This is a genomic window from Microbacterium halophytorum, from assembly GCF_002970975.1.
Lineage (GTDB): Bacteria > Actinomycetota > Actinomycetes > Actinomycetales > Microbacteriaceae > Microbacterium > Microbacterium halophytorum.
In genome coordinates, this window is the sequence record NZ_KZ672983.1 from 383541 (window position 1) to 403012 (window position 19472).

Here is a 19472-nt window from a genome sequence, read left to right on the forward strand (position 1 = left end):
CGGGTCCGCCCCGAAGCCTCACGCGCCGAAGGCGGCGGCGGGGCGGGCCGGCTCGGGCGCGACGAAGCGGCAGGCGAATGCGTGGGTTCCCGAGGCGACCTCGACCGATGCCGAGCCATCCGGCAGCACGACCTCGGCGGTGGTCGACGGCGGCACGACGACCTCGAGGGCGAAGTCCTCGCCGTCGAGCGTCCAGCTCACGGCCGCGCTGCCATACGGCGTCTCGTGCGATGCGCGCGCCCAGGTCAGGTGCGGTGACGGCAACGGCGCGATGCGCTGGCGCCGGTAGCCGGGGGCGGCCGGTGCCAGGCCTGCGACACGGCGGTGCAGGAAGTCGGCGACGGCGCCGAGCGCGTAGTGATTGAACGACGTCATCTCGCCGGGGTTGATGGAGCCATCGGGCAGCATCGAGTTCCAGCGCTCCCAGACGGTCGTCGCGCCCATCGTCACGGCGTACAGCCACGACGGGCATTCGCGCTGCATCAACAGCTCCCACGCCGTGGCGCCGTTACCGGTGTCGGCCAGCGCGTCGGCGACGTGCGGTGTGCCGAGGAACCCGGAACCGATCCGGAAGTCGTCTGCGACCACCTGCTGCGCGAGCAGATCGCCCGCGTGCGCGAGCTGCTCGTCGCTCAGCAGGCCGAACCGGATGCCGAGCGCGTACGCCGTCTGCGACGCGAACGCCGCCCGGCCGGTGGGCGTGACGTACTCCTCGCGGAAGCGCCGCGCAGCCCGGTCGAAGAGGTCGCTGTGCCGGGCCTCAGCCTCCGGCTCGCCGAGCACGACGGCCGCATCGCGCATGATGCGTGCCGTCTGCGCGAGGTAGGCGACCGCGACGGGCTGCCACGGCAGGCGCGCCGCCCAGGGTTGGTCGTCCGGAGCCGCCGCGTCGAGCCAGTCGCCCAGCGCGAAGCCGCCCTCGAAGGCCAGGTCGTCGCCGCCGCGCGCCGCGAAGCGCTCGGTCCAGGCGGTCATCGACGCCCACTGGCGCCGCAGGATTCCCGCGTCACCCGTGCGCTCGTACAGCGTCCACGGCACGATCGTCGCGGCGTCGCCCCAGCCGGCCTCGGCGTCGAGCGGCGGCAGGTCGTCGGAGGCCGAGAAGCTCGGCACGTACAGCGGCACGTTGCCGTCGTCCGCCTGGTCGGCCTCGAGGTCGCGCAGCCAGCCGCCGAGCATGCCCGAGGTGTCGTAGAGGAAGGCCGCCGTCGGCGCGAAGACGGCGAGATCGCCCGTCCACCCGAGGCGCTCGTCGCGCTGGGGGCAATCCGTCGGCACGTCGAGGAAGTTGCCGCGCATGCCCCACACGACGTTCTCGTGCAGGCGGGTGAGGTCGGCGTCCGACGCCTCGAACGCGCCGAGCCGGCGCATATCGGTGTGCGTCACGACGGCTGTGAACGACGATGGGTCGATCTCGCCCGGCCACCCCGACACCTCGGCGTAGCGGAAGCCGTGGAACGTGAACTCGGGTTCGTACTCGAGCGGCTCCCCGGCGGAGATGATCTCGTCGGTCGCGCGGGCCGCGCGCAGCGGCCGCGTGCCGAGCTCCCCGGCCTCGAGCACCTCGGCGTGGCGCAGAGTGACGACCGTCCCGGCGTCCGCGGCCGGTACGCGCACCCGCACGCGTCCGACGAGGTTCTGCCCGAAGTCGAGGATGCTCCTCCCCGACGGGGTCGCGATGATCTGCGCGACCCCGAGCTCCTGAGTGCGCCGTACGGGCGGACCGTCGGGATGCACGAGCGCCCGGGTGTCGACGTCGGCCGGCTCCGTCGCGCTCCAGCCGGAGTCGTCGAAGCCCGGCTCGTCCCATCCGGCGAGCTCGCGGCGCGCGTCGTAGGTCTCGCCCATGTAGAGGTCGGCGCGGGTGACGGGGCCGAGGGCCGATCGCCACGACTCGTCGGTGCCGCGCACGACGACGGCGCCGTCGGCGAGCGTCGCCTCGAGCTGCACGAGCGCGGCTGTCGCGTCGCCGTAGATCGCGCGCTTTCGGCCGAAGCCGAGGTAGCCGCGGAACCAGCCGTCGGCCAGGTGCACGCCGATCGCGTTGGCGCCCTCGCGGACGAGCCCCGTGACGTCCCACGTGCGGAAGCGCAGGCGATGGTCGTACGTCGTCCAGCCGGGGTGGAGCACGTCATCGCCGACCGCGGCGCCGTTGAGGCTCAGCGTCATCACGCCGCGAGCGGTCGCCCGGATCCGTGCGGAGACGACCCCGTCAGGCAGGTCGACCTCGCCGCGGAGCAGGGCCGCGGGTTCTCCGCCTTCGCCCTGCTCCGGCAGCGCCGGCGCGATCATCCGGGCCTCCCACAGCGCCGGATCGAGCAGGCCAGCCTCGATCGCGAGCGGCGCGCTCCAGCCGCTGGCGGAGCCGTCCTCGCCCCACACCCGCACGCGCACCTCGCGGCGCTCGCGGCTGGCCATCGGGGCGAACGGCCATGCGACGAGCACCTGCTCGACCGAGTCGATGCGCCCCGTCGTGTCGTCGCCCGAGGCGATCTCGTAGGCGGCTTGGTTCCATCCGGCGGCGTCGGCCGACGTCGTCCAGGACAGGCGCGGCTCGGCCTCGCCGACGCCGATCGGCTCGGCGTGGTGCTCGGCAGCGAGTCGGTCGATGCGGATCATCGCAGGTCCTCTCGGAGTTCATCGGTTCAGGGGTGCGGAGAACGGCGACGGATGTCGATGGCCGGATCGTCCGAACCGGTCTCGCCGCCATCGCATACGGGCGGAGCGGCGGCCGCAGGAGGCCCGTCGCGCGGGTGCGGTCGCGGGGAACCGCACCCGCGCGGCGGAGAGCTCAGGCGCCCGCGCGCTCCCAGGCGGGGAGCTCGGGGACGTCGATCGCGAACCGGGTCTCGAGCCACGCGGCCGCCTGGCGGAACCAGTCCGCAGCGCGAGGCTCGATGTCGCCGCGCGAGCCGGCGGTGGCCTGGGTCGCGAGCGACAGACCGTGACGACCCTGCTCGTAGACGTGCACTTCGCACGGAACGCCAACGTCGGCGAGGCGCTCCGCGAGCCGGAGGCTGTTGCGCGCCGGCACGAGCGGGTCACCGCCCGTCGCCCAGAGGAAGGTCGGCGGCGTGCTCGCATCGGCGACGAGCGCGGGGCTCGCCGCGACCAGCGCCTCCTGAGCGGGCTCGGCGGAGCCGAGGTAGGCGACCGCGACGGCCCGGCGGAGCGCTCGTTCCATCTCCCCCAGTTCCTCGCCGCGCTCGAGGGCGTCCACATGATCGGTCAGGGCGTAACCGGCGATCAGCGCCGCCGGCCGTAGGCCCTTGCCGGCGACATCCGTGATCACCGGCTTGTCCCAGTTGGTCGCGTACATCGCCGCGTTGTGCCCGCCCGCCGAGAAGCCGCAGACGGCGATGCGGTCGGTGTCGACGCGCCACTCGCTCGCACGGTCGTGGATCTCGCGCATGCCGAGCCCCACGTCCACGAGCGGATTCGGGAACTGCGAGCGCTCGCGCGGTTCCATGGGCCGTGTGAAGTCGACGTCACCGTACACGGAGTACCGCAGCACGAAGGCGTGGTAGCCCAGCGAAGCGAAAGCCATGGCGATCGGCTCGCCCTCTCGGTCGGAGCAGCTCAGGTACCCGCCGCCCGGCAGGATCAGCACGGCGGGCCGGGCGGCCCCGTCGAGCATCTCGGCCGAGTCGTCGAGAACGTAGGTAGTCAGGGTGACGTCGTCGCGCCCCTCGCGGAGCGGAATGCGTTCGATCCTCATGACGCCTCACGGTAGCGGCGGACGGCCTCGGCGTACACGGCGGCGCTGGGTTTCGGGGTCCGCGCGAACGTCTCGCGGTCCACCGCGACCAGCCCGAGCTGGGCCCCGTAGCCGAAGATCCACTCGAAGTTGTCCATCAGAGTCCAGTGGCAGTAGCCGAGGATCGGCGTGCCCCGCTCGACCTCGAGCGCGAGCTCGGCCAGCGCGGCGGGCACGAAGTCGGCGCGCACGGCGTCGTCGTCGGTCTGGATCCCGTGCTCGCTCACGAGCACCGGAACGCCCGACACCTCGTGCGCGTACCGGGCCGCGCCCGCCACGGACGCGTGCGAGATGACGGTGCCCATGCCGTTGCGCGGGCCGTCCGGGAACACCTCGCCGTCAGGCCCGTGCCACACGCGCTCGTAGTTCTGCACCCCGATGAAGTCGTCGCCTCGGGCCTCGCGCAGCCAGAAGTCGTAGACCCGTTCGCGCTTGGCGTCGCGGCGCGCCTCACCGCCCGCCATCGCGACCTCGTCGCCGATCGCGATCGAGACCCCGACGGGCAGGTCGCTCCTGCGTGCCTTGATCGCCTGCTTGCCGGCGCGGTGGGCGCGGAGGAAGCCTTCGCGCAGAAGCTCCTGGTCGTCGGCGGGGATGACGTTCGCCGCATAGTAGGTGTCGCTTCCGGCGTCCTTCGCCGCCTGCGCGAGCATCGCCCGCTTCCGCTCCTCGACCTCGGGCGGCATGTGGCCGAGTGCCTGCAGCAGCTGCTCGAGGTTCGGCTCGTTGAGCGTGATGCCCGCCCCGATCCGGTCGCCGATGCGCTCCATGACGCGGTCGCAGTGCGCCGCGAACAGGTCGGGCGCCTCGGGGCCGATCCAGGACCCGGATGCGGCGAACCAGTGCGGTGCCGCGAAGTGGCTGAACGTGATGAGCGGCGTGATCCCCCGTTCGAGCGCACCGTCGACGACCTGCTCGTAGTGGTCGAGCGCGGCCGAGTCGATCGACCCGCGGGCCGGCTCGATGCGTGCCCACTCGACGCTGAAGCGGTACGCGTTCAGCCCCATGTCGCGGATGACGTCGAGATCCGTCTCCCACAAGTCGTACGCACGGCAGGCGGGGCCGCTCGGTTCGCGGAAGATCGTCGGCGACGTGTGCTCGAGCGTCCAGATATCGCTGTGCACGCTGTCGCCCTCGTTCTGGTGACCGGCGCTCGCGACGCCCCAGTAGAAGTCCTTCGGGAAGGTCATTTCTCTCCTTGGATTTCCCTGCGCTCGGCTCGGCGCTTCTCCTGTGCCACGGGGTCGGGCACGGGAGACGACAGCAGCAGTCGCTGCGTGTAGGGGTGTTTCGGGTTGCTCGTGACGGCATCGCCGTCTCCGAACTCGACGATCTCGCCGCGGCGCATCACCGCGACGCGGTGCGCCATCTCCCGCACGACGGCGAGGTCGTGCGAGACGAACAGGTAGGCGACGCCCGTTCTCTCCTGGATCTCGATGAACAGCTCGAGCACGCGCGCCTGCGTCGACAGGTCGAGCGCCGACACGGGCTCGTCGGCGACGATGACCTTCGGGTCAAGGGCGAGAGCGCGGGCGATCGCGACGCGCTGCCGCTGGCCACCAGAGAAGTCGCGCGGGCGGCGCTCGAGCGTGTCCGACGGCAGCTGCACGACGTCCAGGAGCTCCTGCACGCGGGCCCTCGCGTCGGCCTTCGACGCCTTGCGCGACACGAGCGGCTCGGTCAGGATGTCGCCGATCGTCATGGTCGGGTCGAGCGACGAGTACGGGTCCTGGAACACCACCTGCAGGTCACGGGTCAGCTCCCGCCGGCGCGCGGGGGACGGGCGGCTGATGTCCTCCCCCGCGTACGTGATCGTTCCGGATGTCACGGGCGCCAGGCCCAGGATCGCGCGGCCGATCGTCGACTTGCCCGACCCGGATTCGCCGACGAGGCCGACCGTCTCGCCCGCCCGGATGTCGAGCGAGACACCCTTCACGGCACGGAACGGCTCGGCGCGGAACCCGCGCCCCGGGTACTCGACGACGAGGTCGTCGATCTCGAGAAGGCTCATGCGTCCGTCCCCTCCGTCAGGCGTCCGCGCGCCTCGCCCCGGGGGACGGATGCGAACAGGCGCCGGGTGTACTCGTGCCGTGGGTCGGCGAACACGCCGCGGCACGGCCCCGTCTCGACGATCGCGCCGCTCTGCATCACCGAGACGTGGTCGCAGATATCGGCGACGACGCCGAAGCTGTGCGTCACGATCAGCACGGACATGCCGATCTCCTCGCGCAGGTCGCGCAGCAGGTCGAGCACCTCGGCCTGCACCGTCACGTCGAGCGCCGTGGTCGGCTCGTCGGCGATGAGCAGGTCGGGCTCGGTCGCGACCGCGGCCGCGATGAGCACGCGCTGCGCCATGCCGCCCGAGAGCTGGTGCGGGTAGGCGCTGTACGTGCGCTCGGGGTCGGGGATGCCGACGATCGCGAGCAGCTCGAGGGCCTTCGTCTTCGCGTCGGCCTTCGACATCCCGTGCACGACGCGCAGCGGGTCGGTGAACTGGTCGCCGACCGTGAACGCCGGGTCGAGGTTCGACATCGGCTCCTGCGGAACGTAGGCGATGCGGGAGCCCCGCATCCGGTTCATGTCGCGCGGCGTGAGCGTCGTCAGCTCCCGGCCGTCGAAACGGATCGAGCCGTCGACGACCCGGCCGCCCGTGGCGAGCAGGCCGAGCACGGCGAACGCCGTCTGCGACTTGCCCGAGCCGGATTCGCCGATGAGGCCGTGCACCTGGCCGCGTCGCACCGTGAGGCTCGCATCGTGCACGACGGTCGTCCACCCGTCGTCGCCGGGGTAGGCGACCGCGAGGCCCTCGATCTCGAGGAGCGGCTCCGCCGTGCCGTCATCCGGATGCGCGATCGCCGGCTCGGGCGCGCGCTCGGCGTGCCAGGGCTCGCTGGCGCCCTTCGCTGAGCGGTGCGATCCCTCGAGCTCGTCGCGGAGCGCCGTGCCGAGCAGCACGAGGGCGATCATGGTCAGGCCCAGCGCGAGCGCCGGCCAGAGGACGAGGAGGGGCGCGCGAGTGAGCTGGTAGAAGCCCTCGCTGAGCATCTGACCCCAGGTCGGGGTGTCGGGCGACCCGAGGCCGAGGAAGTCGAGCGCGGCCATCATGCCGATGCCGCCCGCGATGATGCCCGAGGTGAGGAGGATGATCGGCGCGCGCACGGCGGTCAGCACGTGGCGCCCGATGATCGCCGGTGTCGTCAGGCCGCTCGTGCGGGCAGCGTCGATGAACAGCTCGTTCCGGACGGCGCGCACCGAGTTGTAGACGACGCGGTAGTAGGTCGGCGAGATGATCGCGCCGAACAGCGCCATCGTGAGCCACATCGACGGGCCGAAAGCGGCCCGCGCGGCGAGCAGGACGACCATGCCGGGCAGCGACATCGTGAGCGACGTCAGCCACGACGCGGCGGTGTCGGTCCAGCCGCCGAAGTAGCCGGCGACGAGGCCGCCCGTCACACCGACCACGGCCGCCACGATCGCGACGACGAGGCCGCCGGCGATCGAGTAGGTGGTGCCGATGATGAGGCGCGAGAGCACGTCGCGGCCTGCGCTGTCGGTGCCGAGCGGGTGCCCGTCGCCGGGAGACCCGAACACGTTCTGCACGTCGGTCGCTGTCGGGTCCATCGGGACGAGCCACGGCGCGGCGATCGCGATGAGGGCGACGAGCGCGAGGAAGCCGATCGACGGGGCGCCGAGGGGGTGGCGCAGGAGGCGCGCGAAGACGTGGTCGCGGCCGCCCTTCCTGGCGATCGTGGTGACGAGGGTCGTGGTCATGACAGCCTCACCTTCGGGTTGATGATGCCCTGCAGCAGGTCGACGATGAGGTTCACGACGATGACCATCGCGCCCATCACGAGCACGATGCCCATGACGAGCGGCACGTCGCCCTGCATCGTGCTCGTGAGCGCGATCGGGCCGAGCCCCGGGATCGAGAAGACCTGCTCGACGACGACGGACGCGGACAGGATGATGACGAACTGGAGGCCGAGGACGCTGAGCGCCGGCCCTCCCGCGTTCCGCAGCACGTAGCGGTAGATCACCCGGCTCTCGGGCAGGCCGCGGCTGCGCAGGGTGCGCACGTGGTCGCGGCCGAGCACGTCGAGCACGGAGCCCCGCACCTGCTGCGCGACGCCGCCGACGGAGCCGAGGGCGAGCGCGACGATCGGAAGGGTGATGGACTGCAGCCAGCCCGCCACGGAATCTCCGATCGGGGTGTAGCCCGTCGCGGGGAACCAGTCGAGCTGCACGGCGAACAGCAGCACGAGGCCGACGGCGATGAGGAAGCCGGGGATGGCCTGTCCGATCACGGCGAGGATCTGCACGACGCGGTCGAGCGCTCCTCGGCGCGTGGCGGCGACGACGCCCAGGATGACGCCGAAGACTCCCGTGAGCAGGACCGATCCGATCGCGAGGGTCACGGTGACGCCCGTGCGCCCGAAGACGGTCGCGCCGACCGGCTGCCCCGTGAACCACGAGCGGCCCATGTCTTCCGTGAACAGCGACGCCGCCCAGATGCCGAACTGCTGGAGCAGCGGGAGGTCGAGGCCGAAGCGCTCCTCGATGAGGGCGACCTGCTCGGGCCCGGCGCTCTGCCCGGCGATCTGCTGCGCGATGTCGGCGGTGCCGAGCCGGAGCAGGAAGTAGGCGAGCACGGCCAGCGCGATCAGCAGCACCGCGCCGGATACGACCCGCCTGAGGAGGAATTTCAGCATGTCTCAGCCTTCGTCGGAGGAAGCGGCGGGGCGCGAACCGCGCCCCGCCGCCCGGTCGATCACTCCGGGACGATGTCCCAGAGGTTCGGCACCGCTTGGCCGACCTTCTGCGTCGCGGTCGTCCCTTCGCCCGTCACGATGACGCCGTCGACGCGATAGATCGGGGCGAACCACGCCTGCTCGACGAGGTACTCGTTCATCTCCTGCGCGGCGGCATCGGCGTCGTCACCGCCGTGGCGCATGCGCTCGGTGAGCTCCTCGACCGTCGGGTCGACGACGTGCTGCACGTTCCACGCCGCCCCCGGCGCGACCGCCAGCTGGTAGGTCTGCCACGCGAGCGGCTCCTGGTTCAGGCCGAACTGGAACGCGCCCCACTTGCCGCCGAGGAGATCACCGATGAAGCTGGAGCCGACCTGGTCGGCGACCATGTCGATGTTCGATTCCGCGAGCATGTCGGCGACGAGCTCGTAGTCGGACGCCGGCGTGAAGCTCGTCTGCGGCTGCACGACCTCGACGCCGTCGGGGTAGCCCGCCTCGGCGAGCAGCTCCTTCGCCTTCTCGGGGTCGTAGGGGTAGCGCTCCTCGAGCTCCTCGCTGTACGCCTCCGTGTCGACGCCGAAGATCTGCGTCGTCGGCTCGCCGTAGCCGCTCTCGATGGCCTCGAGCAGGGCCTCCCTGTCGAGCGCGTAGTTGAACGCCTGACGCACCCTGACGTCGCCGAGCGCCTCGTTCACGGTGCCCTCGCGGTCCGAGAGGATGAAGCCCTTCCAGTTCACGGGCGCGTGGTGCGCCGTGTAGCCGGCCGCCTCCGCATCGGGCAGCTGGGAGACGCTGTTGAGGTTCGAGTAGTCGACCTGGTTGTCGCGCAGCGCGTTCTGCGTCGCCGTCGCGTCGGCGTAGAAGTTGATCGTGATCGAGTCATAGACCTGGGTGTCCTCGTCCCAGTAGTCCTCACGCGCCGTGAGCTCGTAGCGGGACCCGGGGATCGATGCCTCGAGGTCGAGCTCGTACGGCCCCGAGCCGACCGGCGTGGTCGCGGGGTCGGTCGCGGCAGGGGATCCGACGACGCCGGCGTTCGCCGTGAGGTACGCCTCGAGGCCCGGGTTCGGCTGCGCGAGGTGGATCGCGAGCGTGTCTTCGTCGACCGCCTCCGCCGCCTCGACGTCGGCGAGGTTCGCCGCCTCGGGCGCCGCACCGTCGCGGTAGGCCAGCACGCTGTCGGCGGCGACCTGGGCAGTGAGCTCCTCGCCGTCGGAGAACGTCACGCCGTCGCGGAGCTCCAGCGTCAGGGTGGTGCGCGACTCGTCGTACTCCCACGTCTCGGCGAGGCCCGGCTCGATCTCGCCGTCGCTGTTCATCCGGAGAAGGGTGTCGTAGACCGCCTGGAAGTAGAGCGCCTCGTTGCCCCAAGAACCCTCCGCCGGGTCCCAGGTCGTGACGTCGACGACCGCGCCGAGGCGCAGGTGCCCGCCGCCGTCCGCGGATTCTCCGTCGGACGAGCCTGCCGAGCAGGCCGTCAGTGCGAATGCCGCGGCGGCTCCCACCGCGACTGCTGTGATCCGTCGACGCATCTGCGCCACCTCTTTCGCCATTGAAGGGTGCCCGGGGAACCGAGCTGACGCGACCGTAGCATCGAAAACCTATAGGGGTCAACATTTTCAATTTTGGCGCTTGGTAACAATTTGGCCCGACGCCTGCTACCGTCGATCCACATGTCAGGCTCTTCCGTCGAGTACCGCCGCGGCGAGTACCGGAAATCGGCCGCCAGGCGCGAGCAGATCCTCGAGGCGGCCTTCGCCGTGTTCTCCGAGATCGGGTACACCGCCAGCTCCGTGAGCGAGATCGCGCGGCGCGTCGGCATGACCCAGACGGGCGTGCTGCATCACTTCAAGGGCGGCAAGACCGCGCTGCTGCGCGCCGTGCTCGATCGACGAGACGAGCAGGCCCAGGCGATCATCGCCGGCAAGCGCGGCATCGAGTTCTTCCGAGCACTGCCCGAGATCACGGCGACGCAGCTCGACAAGCGCGGCATGGTGCAGGCCTACCGCATGCTGTCGACCGAGGCCCTCAACCCGGAGCATCCGGCGCACGCGCACTTCCAGGCCCGCCAGCGGGTCGTGCTCGGCGGGCTGGAGACGGCGTTCCGAGAAGCCGTCGAGGACGGCGACGCCGAGCCCGACCTCGACGCGCACGCCGCGGCGCTCTCCTGCCTCTCGATGACCGAGGGCCTCGAAGTGATCTGGCTCACCGGCTTCGACGTCGACATGGTCGCCGACTCCCGCCGCCACATCCAGCGGTTCCTGACGACCGAGCTGTAGTCACACCCGACGACGGCGCAGAAATGCCGCAAGGTGCTCTCCGGACTCACATCTGGGAGCACCTCGCGGCATGTTGAGGACCCGCGGGCGCATCGCCGCCTCGAGGATCACGGGACTGCCGCCCCATAGTCCGGCGCGATCGCGAAGCGCGCTCCATCAACACCAGTGATAGCCTCCGTGCACACCTGCCCGCCGGACACCGAACCGAGGAGCACACCGCCGTGCCCGAGAACCCCCCGCTGTCACGCCTCGACCTGAACCTGCTCGTCTCGCTCGACGCGCTGCTCTCCGAGCGCAGCGTGACGCGCGCGGCCGAGCGCCTGCACCTGAGCCAGCCGGCCCTGAGCGCGTCGCTGGCGCGCCTGCGCACCCACTTCAACGACCCGATCCTCGCCAGGCGGGGCAACGCCTACGAGCTGACGCCCCTCGCCGTCCGCCTCGCGGAGCACACCAGTACGGCCCTCGAATCGGCCCGCCGGGTGTTCGAGAGCCAGGCGACCTGGACACCGCACGAGTCGACCCGCGAGTTCACGATCTACGGCTCCGACTACGGCTTCGCGACGCTGGGTCCGCGGGCGACCACGCTCGCCTCGGAGATCGCACCGGGCGTTCGGTTCCGATTCGTGCTCCACTCGCCGACCGTCGTCGGCGACGCGATGCACTACCTGCGCTCCGTCGACGGCATGATCCTGCCGCACGGCTTCCTCAGCGACCTCCCCTACACCGACCTCTGGTCGGACGATTGGGTGCTCCTCGCCGCCGACACGAACACCCGGATCGGCGAGACCGCGACCATGGCCGACCTCGCGGAGTCGCCGTGGGTGTTCACCTACCAGTCGCGCACCGCCTACACGTCGGCGACGCAGCAGCTCCAGCAGCTCGGGCTCGAACCCCGCGTCGACGCCGTGGTCGAGAGCTTCCTCGCCCTGCCGCACTTCGTCGCCGGCAGCGACCGGCTCGCGCTCGTCCAGCGCCAGCTCGCCGCCTCGTTCCGCGGGATGCCGGGCATCCGGGTTCTGCCGCCCCCGTTCGACGCGACCCCGATCGTCGACGCGCTGTGGTGGCATCCGGTGCACAACCGCGACCCCGAGCACGCGTGGATGCGCGAGCTGCTGGCGCAGGCCGCCTCGGAGCTCTCCTCGCCGTAGCCGGCGCACCGGGCGGGCGCCCCGCGGGGCCGTCACTCCGCGGCGGCCGCCTTCCCGTCGGCGTGCCCGAGCGACCTTCCGGGCGCGATGACGTCCCGCACCCGCCGCTTGAGCTCGGTGATCTCGGGGAAGCCGCCGTCGCGCTTGCGGTTCCACACCCGCTTGTCGCCGATGTCGACGCGGAAGACGCCGCCCGTCGCCGGGATCAGCGCGATCTCCCCGACCTCCTCCTCGAAGGTCTGCAGCAGCTCCCCCGCGTACCACTGGGCGCGCAGCTGCCAGCGGCACTGGGTGCAGTACGTGATCTCGATCCGCGGTGTCGCCATGCCTCCACTCTGCCAGGCGAGGCCGTCGCGGCGCCCCCGCCGCCGAGCGGCGCCGTGATCGCCACCGCGCGACCGGCCGGTCTTCCGCGTCGTTCCTGATACCCCGCATCGGCAACCGCGATGCCCCGCCGCTTACGGCGGCGAACCGAACCGGGTAGCGTCCGAAGTGCGAAAGCGCGCGGGGCCGATCGCGCCCGCGCGCCGCTCACGAAGGAGTGACATGACGATCGACAAGACCTGGGCCTCCGCCGCGGAGGCCGTCGCCGACGTCCCCGACGGTGCGAGCCTCGCCGTCGGCGGGTTCGGCCTCTCCGGCAACCCGACCGCCCTGATCGAGGCGCTCTACGCGCAGGGGACGTCCGGGCTCTCCGTCGCCTCGAACAATTGCGGCGTCGACGACTGGGGCCTCGGCATCCTGCTCACGGCGGGGCGCATCCGGAAGGTGACCGCCTCGTACGTCGGCGAGAACAAGGAGTTCGAGCGGCAGTTCCTCGCGGGCGAGCTCGAGCTGGAGCTGACGCCGCAGGGCACGCTCGCCGAGAAGCTGCGCGCGGGCGGTGCGGGCATTGCGGGGTTCTACACGAAGACCGGCCTCGGCACGCAGGTCGCCGAGGGCGGCCTGCCCCAGCGCTACGCCGCCGACGGCTCCGTCGCCCAGGCCTCGCCCGCGAAGGAGGTGCGCTCCTTCGGCGAACGAGGCGACTTCGTGCTCGAGGAGGCGATCGCCGCCGACTTCGCACTCGTGCATGCCCTCCGCGGTGACCGCCACGGCAACCTCGTCTTCAACAAGGCGGCCCGCAACTTCAACCCGCTGGCGGCGATGGCCGGGAAGGTGTGCATCGCCCAGGTCGAGGAGCTCGTCGAACCCGGCGAGATCGACCCCGACGCCGTGCACCTGCCCGGCGTCTACGTGCACCGGATGATCGAGGTGGGAACGGGCATCGAGAAGCGCATCGAGAAGCGCACGGTCCGGACGAACGGGGAGGCGTGACCATGGCACTGACTCGCGACGAGATGGCCGCCCGCGCGGCCGAGGAGCTCACCGACGGCTCGTACGTCAACCTCGGCATCGGCCTGCCGACCCTCGTTCCCAACTACGTCCCGGACGACGTCACGGTCGTGCTCCAGTCGGAGAACGGCATCCTCGGCGTCGGCCCGTACCCGACCGAGCAGAACGTCGACCCCGATCTCATCAACGCCGGCAAGGAGACCGTCACGACCCTGCCGGGAACGTCGTTCTTCGACTCGGCGACGAGCTTCGCGATGATCCGCTCCGGCAAGATCGACGCGGCCATCCTCGGCGCCATGCAGGTGTCGGCGCGCGGAGACCTCGCCAACTGGATGATCCCGGGGAAGATGGTGAAGGGCCCCGGCGGCGGCATGGACCTCGTCTACGGCGCGGAGCGCGTGATCGTCCTGATGACCCACACCGCGAAGGACGGCTCGGCGAAGATCGTGCACGACTGCTCGCTGCCGCTGACGGGCCTCGGCGTCGTCGACAGGATCATCACCGACCTCGCCGTGATCGACGTGACCGACGACGGGCTCGTACTGCGGGAGGTCGCGCCCGGCGTCAGCGTCGATGAGGTCGTCGCGGCGACGGAGCCTCCCCTGACGGTCGCCCTGACGAACGCGCCCTGACCGCTCTCGAGCACCCGGAGGAGAAGCCATGACATCCGCAGAAGACATCGTCCTCGTCGCCGCCGCGCGCACGGCGCAGGGCCGCATGGGCGGCCAGTTCGCCTCGCTCCCGGCGACCGCCCTGGGCTCGCGCGCCATCGCGGGCGCCCTGGAGCACGGCGGCGTCACCCCCGGCGACATCGACGCCGTGATCCTCGGCCAGGTGCTCGCGGCGGGCGCCGGCCAGAACGCCGCCCGCCAGGCCGCGATCGGCGCCGGCATCGGTTGGGACGTTCCGGCGCACTCCGTGAACAAGGTGTGCCTGTCGGGCCTGACCGCCGTGATCGATGCCGCCCGGATGATCCGGACGGGCGACGCGCGCGCGGTCGTCGCGGGCGGCATGGAGTCGATGACCCTCGCCCCGCACCTGCTGCCGCGTTCGCGCGCCGGCTACGCCTACGGATCGCTCGAGGTGCTCGACCACATGGCGTACGACGGGCTCACGGACGCGTTCGACGAGGAGAGCATGGGCGCCTCGACCGAGCGCCACAATGCGCGCTTCGGCCTCACCCGCGACGACCAGGACGCCGTCGCGGCCCGCTCGCATCAACGCGCCGCGGCCGCGCGCGAGTCGGGGCGCTTCGACGCCGAGATCGTGCCCGTCGAGGTGCCGCAGCGCAGGCGCGACCCCGTCGTCGCGTCGGCGGACGAGGGCATCCGACCCGACACGACGGTCGAGACCCTCGCGCGCCTGCGCCCCGCGTTCGCGGAGGGCGGCAGCATCACGGCCGGCAACTCGTCGCAGATCTCCGACGGCGCGGCCGCCGTGGTCGTGACGACCCGCGCGAACGCCGATGCGAAGGGGTGGGGCGTGCTCGCGGCGCTCGGGGCATCCGGGCAGACCGCCGGCCCCGACAACTCGCTGCAGTCGCAGCCGGCGCAGGCGGTCTCCCGCGCCCTCGAGAAGCAGGGCATCGCCGCGGCCGACCTCGACGTCGTCGAGATCAACGAGGCGTTCGCGGCCGTCGTCGCGCAATCGCAGCGCGAGCTCGGGCTGCCCGACGACGTCGTCAACCCGAACGGCGGCGGCATCGCCCTCGGGCACCCGATCGGTGCGTCCGGCACCCGCCTCGTCGTCACGGCGGCGCACGAGCTCGCGGCGCGCGGCAGCGGCACCGCCGTCGTCTCGCTCTGCGGCGGCGGCGGCCAGGGCGACGCCCTCATCCTGACGCGCTGACGCGGGCGGGGCCGGTCTCCTCGGAGATCGGCCCCGCCACAGTCCGCGCGGTCAGATCGCGGCGCCGAGGTCGTGCCGCACGAACCAGGAGTTCAGCATCGCCAGCTCTGCCGGCTGGCCCGCGCGGTCGCTCTCGACCACGACCCATCCGGAGTAGTCGTGCTCGCGCAGCGCACCGACGAAGGCGGGCGCGTCGACGAGGCCGCCCTCGGCGCCGAGCTCGCAGAACCAGCGCTCGATGCGGCGACCGGCCCCGCCCTGCAGCATGGTCTGCTCGGCGCCCGGCATCAGGTGCTCCTCGCCGGTGTCGGCGTGCAGGGCGTCCTTGAGGTGCACGTGCGTGACGCGGTCGGCGCGATCGCGGTAGAACGCCGTCGGATCGAGGCCCGCGATCGCCATCTCGGCCGTGTCGATCGCGACGCCGACGGCATCCGGGTCCGTCTCCGCCAGGAACACGTCCCACTGCTCGGCGGTGCGGATGCCGCCCAGGCAGTCGTAGTGCGCGGCGACTCGCACGCCGTCCCTGCCGGCGCGCTCGCCCACGCGGTTCCACAGCGACGCGACGCGGCGCACCGCGTCGTCGTCGAGCGGCCCCGTCATCCACGCGGAGGGCGCGGAGCGCACGACCAGCTGCTCGGCGCCCATCGACGACAGGAACGAGACGAACGGCTCGGCGGCCGCGACGATGCTGTCGTGCTGCGAAGGGTCGACCGTCATCAGGAACGCGTACCCCTCCTCCTCGACGGGCGCGCCCGGGTCCCAGAAGACGCTCGAGACGCCCTCGATCGACGCCCGCCCGAGGAACCGCGAGAACCCCGCGGCGTCGCCGTGGTTGGCGAGGATCACCTCGGGGCGGCCGATGTTGTCCCAGCGCCCGCCCATGCCGCTGGCCAGCTCGACGTGGTCGAAGCCGAGCGCCGAGATCGTCTTCAGCGCCCTGAGCTGCTCGTCGTGCCTGACGAACACGTCCATCCGGTAGTTCCACTGGTTCAGCGCGTACGACCAGCGCAGCGAATCGCTCACGATGCGACCTCCTTCGCGGCTTCGGCCCGCACCTGCTCGAGTACGTTGTCGATGTACCACTTCGCCACGCACGTCGCCTCGGCGTACGTCCCACCGAACGTGTCGGCCTTGTCGTGCTCGACCGTGAGCCAGCCGTCATACCCGGACGCCACGATCTCGCGCATCAGCGCGGGGAAATCGACGAGCCCACCGTCGGTGCCCATCTCGTAGAACCAGCGGTCGACGCCCGGCGCCATCAGCTCCGGATCCGGCGGCGTGCGGTACGCCTCGTTCGTGTCGACGTCGTGCGTGTCCTTGAAGTGGAATCCCGAGCAGCGGTCCCGGTAGTCGCGGAACATCTCGACGGGGTCGACGCCCGCGATCGTGTGCTGCGCCGTGTCGCAGAAGAAGAACACGGTCTCGGGGTCGGCGTACTCGAAGAACGTGTCGAGTTGCTCCCTGGTGCGGATCGCGCCCCAGAACTCGAAGTGGCACGTCGTCCGCATGCCGTGCCGCAGCGTCATCTCGCCCACGCGCGACCAGAGCTCGGCCATCGCCTTGATCTTGTCGCCCGTGATGGGCTCCGTCTGGTGGTAGGTGCTCGACGGCATCACGATGAAGTTCTCGACCGAGAGGCCGTCGAGCTGGCGCACCGTGTTCTCGCAATCGGCGAAGATGCGGTCATGCGTCTCGCGCTCGTGCGGCGAGGTGAACTCGGTCGCCGACGGATACGCCGTGAAGATCCCCGTGATCTTCTCCATGCCCACGTCGCGCAGGCGCTGCTCGAAGTTCGCCAGAGAGCCGTACATGCCCTCGAGCGCGCGCAGGTAGAAGAAGAACGTGTCGAAGCCCGTGAACCCCGCGGCCGCGAGCTGCTTCAGGTAGCGGTCCATGTGCGCGCGGTTGAACTGCGGCGGCAGCGGCCCCTGCGGGGTCTGCGTCACCCAGTGGTCCATGTACGACCACTTCTGCCATGCCATGTCGTGCCCTCCCGTCAGGCCGTCGCCGCGATGCCGCGGATGAAAGCAGTGGACGCGGCCGACTCGACGGTCGGGTAGTACTCCAGCCCGATCGGCCCTTCGTACCCGGATGCGCGCAGCGTGCGCAGCGCGCTCGGCCAGTCGATGTCGCCGCTCCCCGGCTCGCCCCGGCCGGGGGCGTCGGCGACCTGCACGTACTTCACGAGATCACCGGCGGCCTCGAGCTCCGCCGCGGGGTCCTCGCCCTCGACGGTGGAGTGGTACAGGTCATACAGAACGCCGAAGAACGGCGAGTCGACGCCGCGGGCGACGTACGCCGACTCGGCGGTGCGATCCAGCAGGGAACCCGGATGATCGACCCGGACGTTCACGGCCTCGAGCACGAGGGTGACGCCGGAACCGTCGATCTGGGCGATCGCCCTGCGGTAGATCTCGACGAGCTCGTCGAGCTGGGTCTGCCGCTTCGAACCGCCGAAGCCCGTGCCGCTTCCGACGACGATCCGGGGGCAGCCGAGCTGCCGGGCGATCTCGACGCCCTCGTCGAGCTTCCGGTAGAACTCGGAGTGGTCCTTCGGCGGGATCATGAACTGCGTGCGCGGCTCTGACAGCTGCGCCGTCAGCACCGTGCCCGTCTCCTCCAGCGCCGCCTTCAGCGCGGGGATGTCCTTCGGCGCCGCGGGCGCGTCGACCCCCGTCGGGCCCCACATCTCGACCGCGTCGAAGCCGGCCGCCGATGCGGCGCGGACGCGTTCGTGGTAGTCGCCCGCCTCCGTGAACAGCAGCTCGATGTTCGGCGCAAGGGTGTACGTCATGGTGTTCCGTCCTCTCCGGATGGCCGTGCCCCGCGCCGTCGGCGCGCGGGCTCCGTCGACCGCGATGCGACAGTAGCACGAAAACTGACTCAAATGTAAGTTTTCAGCGCCGATCGATCATCCGGATGCGGACGCTGTGGTTGGATGGACGCCGTGGGCGACAGGAGCAACGGCTATGCGACCGGCCGGGCCCGGCGCGAGCGGCTGATCGACGCCGCCATCGCCGCGTTCGGAGAATCGGGGTTCCACACCGCGACGCTCGGCGACATCGCCGCGGCGTGCGGGATCTCCCGACCGGGCCTGCTGCACCACTTCGACAGCAAGGAGGCGCTCCTCACCGCCGTGCTGGAGCGGCGCGACGCGATCGACCGGGAGGCGTTCACAGGCGCGATCGACCGCTCGGTGTCGCCGCTGCAGGCGATCGTCGACATCACGGCGAGCAACGCGGAGACCGCCGGCCTGATCCAGCTCTACGCCGTTCTCTCGGCCGAGGCGACCAACCCCGCCCACCCGGCGCACGACTACTTCGCCGGGCTCTACCGGCGCCTGACCGACGACGTCGCCGACACGCTGCGCCCCCTCGTCGACGACGGCACGGTCGCTGGGCCCGCCGACGAACTGGCGCGCGAGCTGCTCGCGCTGCGCGACGGCCTCGTGCTGCAGAGCCTGCTCTCGCGCGGCCGCATCCGCCCGACCGAGGCCCTGGCAGCGGCGATCACCCGCCTCACCGGCGTCGAGGTCACCGCCCGCTGACCCGCCCTCCGTAGACTCGGCACGACGACGAGGAGGCGGCGACGGGAGGCCAGGTGAGCGCACGCACGCGGTTCGCCGCGATCCGCTTCGCGGCGGCCGCCCTGTGCGCCGCGTCGCTCGTGCACCGCTGGCTGTGGGGGCTCAGCTCGCAGACCGTGGCCGGCCAGAACTTCCTCGCCTACCTCACGATCGAGTCGAACATCGCGTTCACGGCGGTCGCGGCGGTCGGCGGTGTCGTCGCCCTGCGGCGCGGAGCCGACCCCGGCTGGCTCACGGACATCCGGACCGTCGTCCTCAGCTGGACGATCACGGCCGGCCTCGTCTTCGCGCTGCTGATGTGGCAGGCGAGCCTGCGCGGCATCCCGATGACGGTGCCGTGGTCGGACGTCGTGCTGCACTTCGTGCTGCCGGCCGCCGCGATCGCCGCATGGGTCCTCGCCCCCGGCCGCGGCAGGGCGCATTGGCGGCTGATCGCGTGGGTCGTCGCGTTCCCCGTGGTCTGGGGTCTCGTGACGATCTGGCGGGGTGCGCAGATCGGCTGGTACCCGTACTACTTCCTCGACCCGCGGCAGGTCTCCGGCGCCGCCGAGTTCGCAATCACGAGCGCGATCGCGCTCGCGGTGTTCGCGGGGGTTGCCAGCGGTCTGATCGGCCTCAGCCGCTGGCGTTCGACGCTGCCGGATGATCCCGATGCCGCCGAACCCGGGCCGCTGGTTCCGAACGGGGGCGAGCCCGCACGGGATGATCCGGATGCGGAGGAGAGCGGAGCGGCCATGCTCCCGGATGCGCGTGAGGTCGCGAACGTGTGAC

General features: G+C 71.4%; 18 protein-coding genes. 7 read left to right on the plus strand and 11 right to left on the minus strand.

Annotated features, from left to right (window positions below; all coding sequences use genetic code 11):
• Nucleotides 1-18 precede the first annotated feature (18 nt).
• From C0010_RS04655 to C0010_RS04685, 7 genes are all read right to left on the minus strand, one after another.
• The gene (locus C0010_RS04655) at nt 19-2619 is read right to left on the minus strand and encodes a glycoside hydrolase family 78 protein (protein WP_105565882.1); all 2601 of its coding nucleotides are present in this window, start codon (nt 2617-2619) and stop codon (nt 19-21) included.
• A 172-nt stretch (nt 2620-2791) separates the two neighbouring features.
• Entirely contained in the window at nt 2792-3718 is a 927-nt protein-coding gene (locus C0010_RS04660; protein ID WP_105565883.1) for an alpha/beta hydrolase, read from the minus strand.
• A complete protein-coding gene (locus C0010_RS04665) occupies nt 3715-4947 on the minus strand; it encodes a family 1 glycosylhydrolase (protein ID WP_105565884.1) in 1233 nt (410 codons plus the stop codon). The genes C0010_RS04660 and C0010_RS04665 overlap by 4 nt, the downstream gene beginning before the upstream one ends.
• Complete coding sequence (locus C0010_RS04670; RefSeq protein ID WP_105565885.1) at nt 4944-5768, minus strand: ATP-binding cassette domain-containing protein; 825 nt, start codon at nt 5766-5768, stop codon at nt 4944-4946. The genes C0010_RS04665 and C0010_RS04670 overlap by 4 nt, the downstream gene beginning before the upstream one ends.
• Entirely contained in the window at nt 5765-7528 is a 1764-nt protein-coding gene (locus C0010_RS04675; protein ID WP_105565886.1) for a dipeptide/oligopeptide/nickel ABC transporter permease/ATP-binding protein, read from the minus strand. The genes C0010_RS04670 and C0010_RS04675 overlap by 4 nt, the downstream gene beginning before the upstream one ends.
• Complete coding sequence (locus tag C0010_RS04680) at nt 7525-8466, minus strand: ABC transporter permease (protein ID WP_105565887.1); 942 nt, start codon at nt 8464-8466, stop codon at nt 7525-7527. The genes C0010_RS04675 and C0010_RS04680 overlap by 4 nt, the downstream gene beginning before the upstream one ends.
• Before the next feature lie 59 nt (nt 8467-8525).
• Complete coding sequence (locus tag C0010_RS04685; RefSeq protein WP_158685314.1) at nt 8526-10037, minus strand: ABC transporter substrate-binding protein; 1512 nt, start codon at nt 10035-10037, stop codon at nt 8526-8528.
• Between the two features lie 141 nt (nt 10038-10178).
• Between C0010_RS04685 and C0010_RS04690 the strand changes: the two genes are divergently transcribed.
• Both C0010_RS04690 and C0010_RS04695 read left to right on the plus strand, forming a co-directional pair.
• Nucleotides 10179-10784, plus strand: coding sequence for a TetR/AcrR family transcriptional regulator (locus tag C0010_RS04690; protein ID WP_105565889.1), 606 nt, complete (start codon nt 10179-10181; stop codon nt 10782-10784).
• A gap of 221 nt (nt 10785-11005) precedes the next feature.
• The gene (locus C0010_RS04695; RefSeq protein WP_105565890.1) at nt 11006-11932 is read left to right on the plus strand and encodes a LysR family transcriptional regulator; all 927 of its coding nucleotides are present in this window, start codon (nt 11006-11008) and stop codon (nt 11930-11932) included.
• A gap of 32 nt (nt 11933-11964) precedes the next feature.
• Here the strand turns inward: C0010_RS04695 and C0010_RS04700 are convergent, their stop codons facing one another.
• Nucleotides 11965-12258, minus strand: coding sequence for an Rdx family protein (locus tag C0010_RS04700; protein ID WP_105565891.1), 294 nt, complete (start codon nt 12256-12258; stop codon nt 11965-11967).
• Nucleotides 12259-12478: 220 nt separating this feature from the next.
• Here C0010_RS04700 and C0010_RS04705 point away from each other — a divergent pair, with 220 nt between their 5' ends.
• From C0010_RS04705 to C0010_RS04715, 3 genes are read left to right on the plus strand one after another with little or no spacing between them, the layout of a single operon-like run.
• On the plus strand, nt 12479-13249 hold the full coding sequence (locus C0010_RS04705) for a CoA transferase subunit A (RefSeq protein WP_105565892.1): 771 nt from the start codon (nt 12479-12481) through the stop codon (nt 13247-13249).
• Nucleotides 13250-13251: 2 nt separating this feature from the next.
• The gene (locus tag C0010_RS04710) at nt 13252-13899 is read left to right on the plus strand and encodes a CoA transferase subunit B (protein ID WP_105565893.1); all 648 of its coding nucleotides are present in this window, start codon (nt 13252-13254) and stop codon (nt 13897-13899) included.
• Nucleotides 13900-13927: 28 nt separating this feature from the next.
• Entirely contained in the window at nt 13928-15115 is a 1188-nt protein-coding gene (locus tag C0010_RS04715) for an acetyl-CoA C-acetyltransferase (protein WP_105565894.1), read from the plus strand.
• Between the two features lie 51 nt (nt 15116-15166).
• On the opposite strand, the gene C0010_RS04720 is transcribed toward C0010_RS04715, so the two are convergent.
• Genes C0010_RS04720 through C0010_RS04730 form a run of 3 tightly spaced genes read right to left on the minus strand, consistent with a single transcriptional unit; the run spans nt 15167 to nt 17909 of the window.
• Nucleotides 15167-16138 carry a sugar phosphate isomerase/epimerase family protein gene (locus tag C0010_RS04720; RefSeq protein WP_105565895.1) on the minus strand — a complete coding sequence of 324 codons (972 nt, stop codon included), beginning with the start codon at nt 16136-16138 and terminating at the stop codon, nt 15167-15169.
• Nucleotides 16135-17097 (minus strand): sugar phosphate isomerase/epimerase family protein, encoded by a 963-nt coding sequence (locus C0010_RS04725; protein ID WP_105565896.1) that lies wholly within the window; start codon nt 17095-17097, stop codon nt 16135-16137. Before C0010_RS04725 ends, C0010_RS04720 begins: the two co-directional genes overlap by 4 nt.
• 14 nt (nt 17098-17111) lie before the next feature.
• The gene (locus tag C0010_RS04730) at nt 17112-17909 is read right to left on the minus strand and encodes a TIM barrel protein (RefSeq protein WP_105565897.1); all 798 of its coding nucleotides are present in this window, start codon (nt 17907-17909) and stop codon (nt 17112-17114) included.
• Between the two features lie 153 nt (nt 17910-18062).
• Between C0010_RS04730 and C0010_RS04735 the strand changes: the two genes are divergently transcribed.
• Both C0010_RS04735 and C0010_RS04740 read left to right on the plus strand, forming a co-directional pair.
• Nucleotides 18063-18662: a TetR/AcrR family transcriptional regulator gene (locus tag C0010_RS04735; protein ID WP_158685316.1), complete on the plus strand. Its 600-nt coding sequence runs from the start codon at nt 18063-18065 to the stop codon at nt 18660-18662.
• A gap of 53 nt (nt 18663-18715) precedes the next feature.
• Entirely contained in the window at nt 18716-19471 is a 756-nt protein-coding gene (locus C0010_RS04740; RefSeq protein ID WP_105565899.1) for a Pr6Pr family membrane protein, read from the plus strand.
• The last annotated feature ends 1 nt before the right edge of the window (nt 19472 follow it).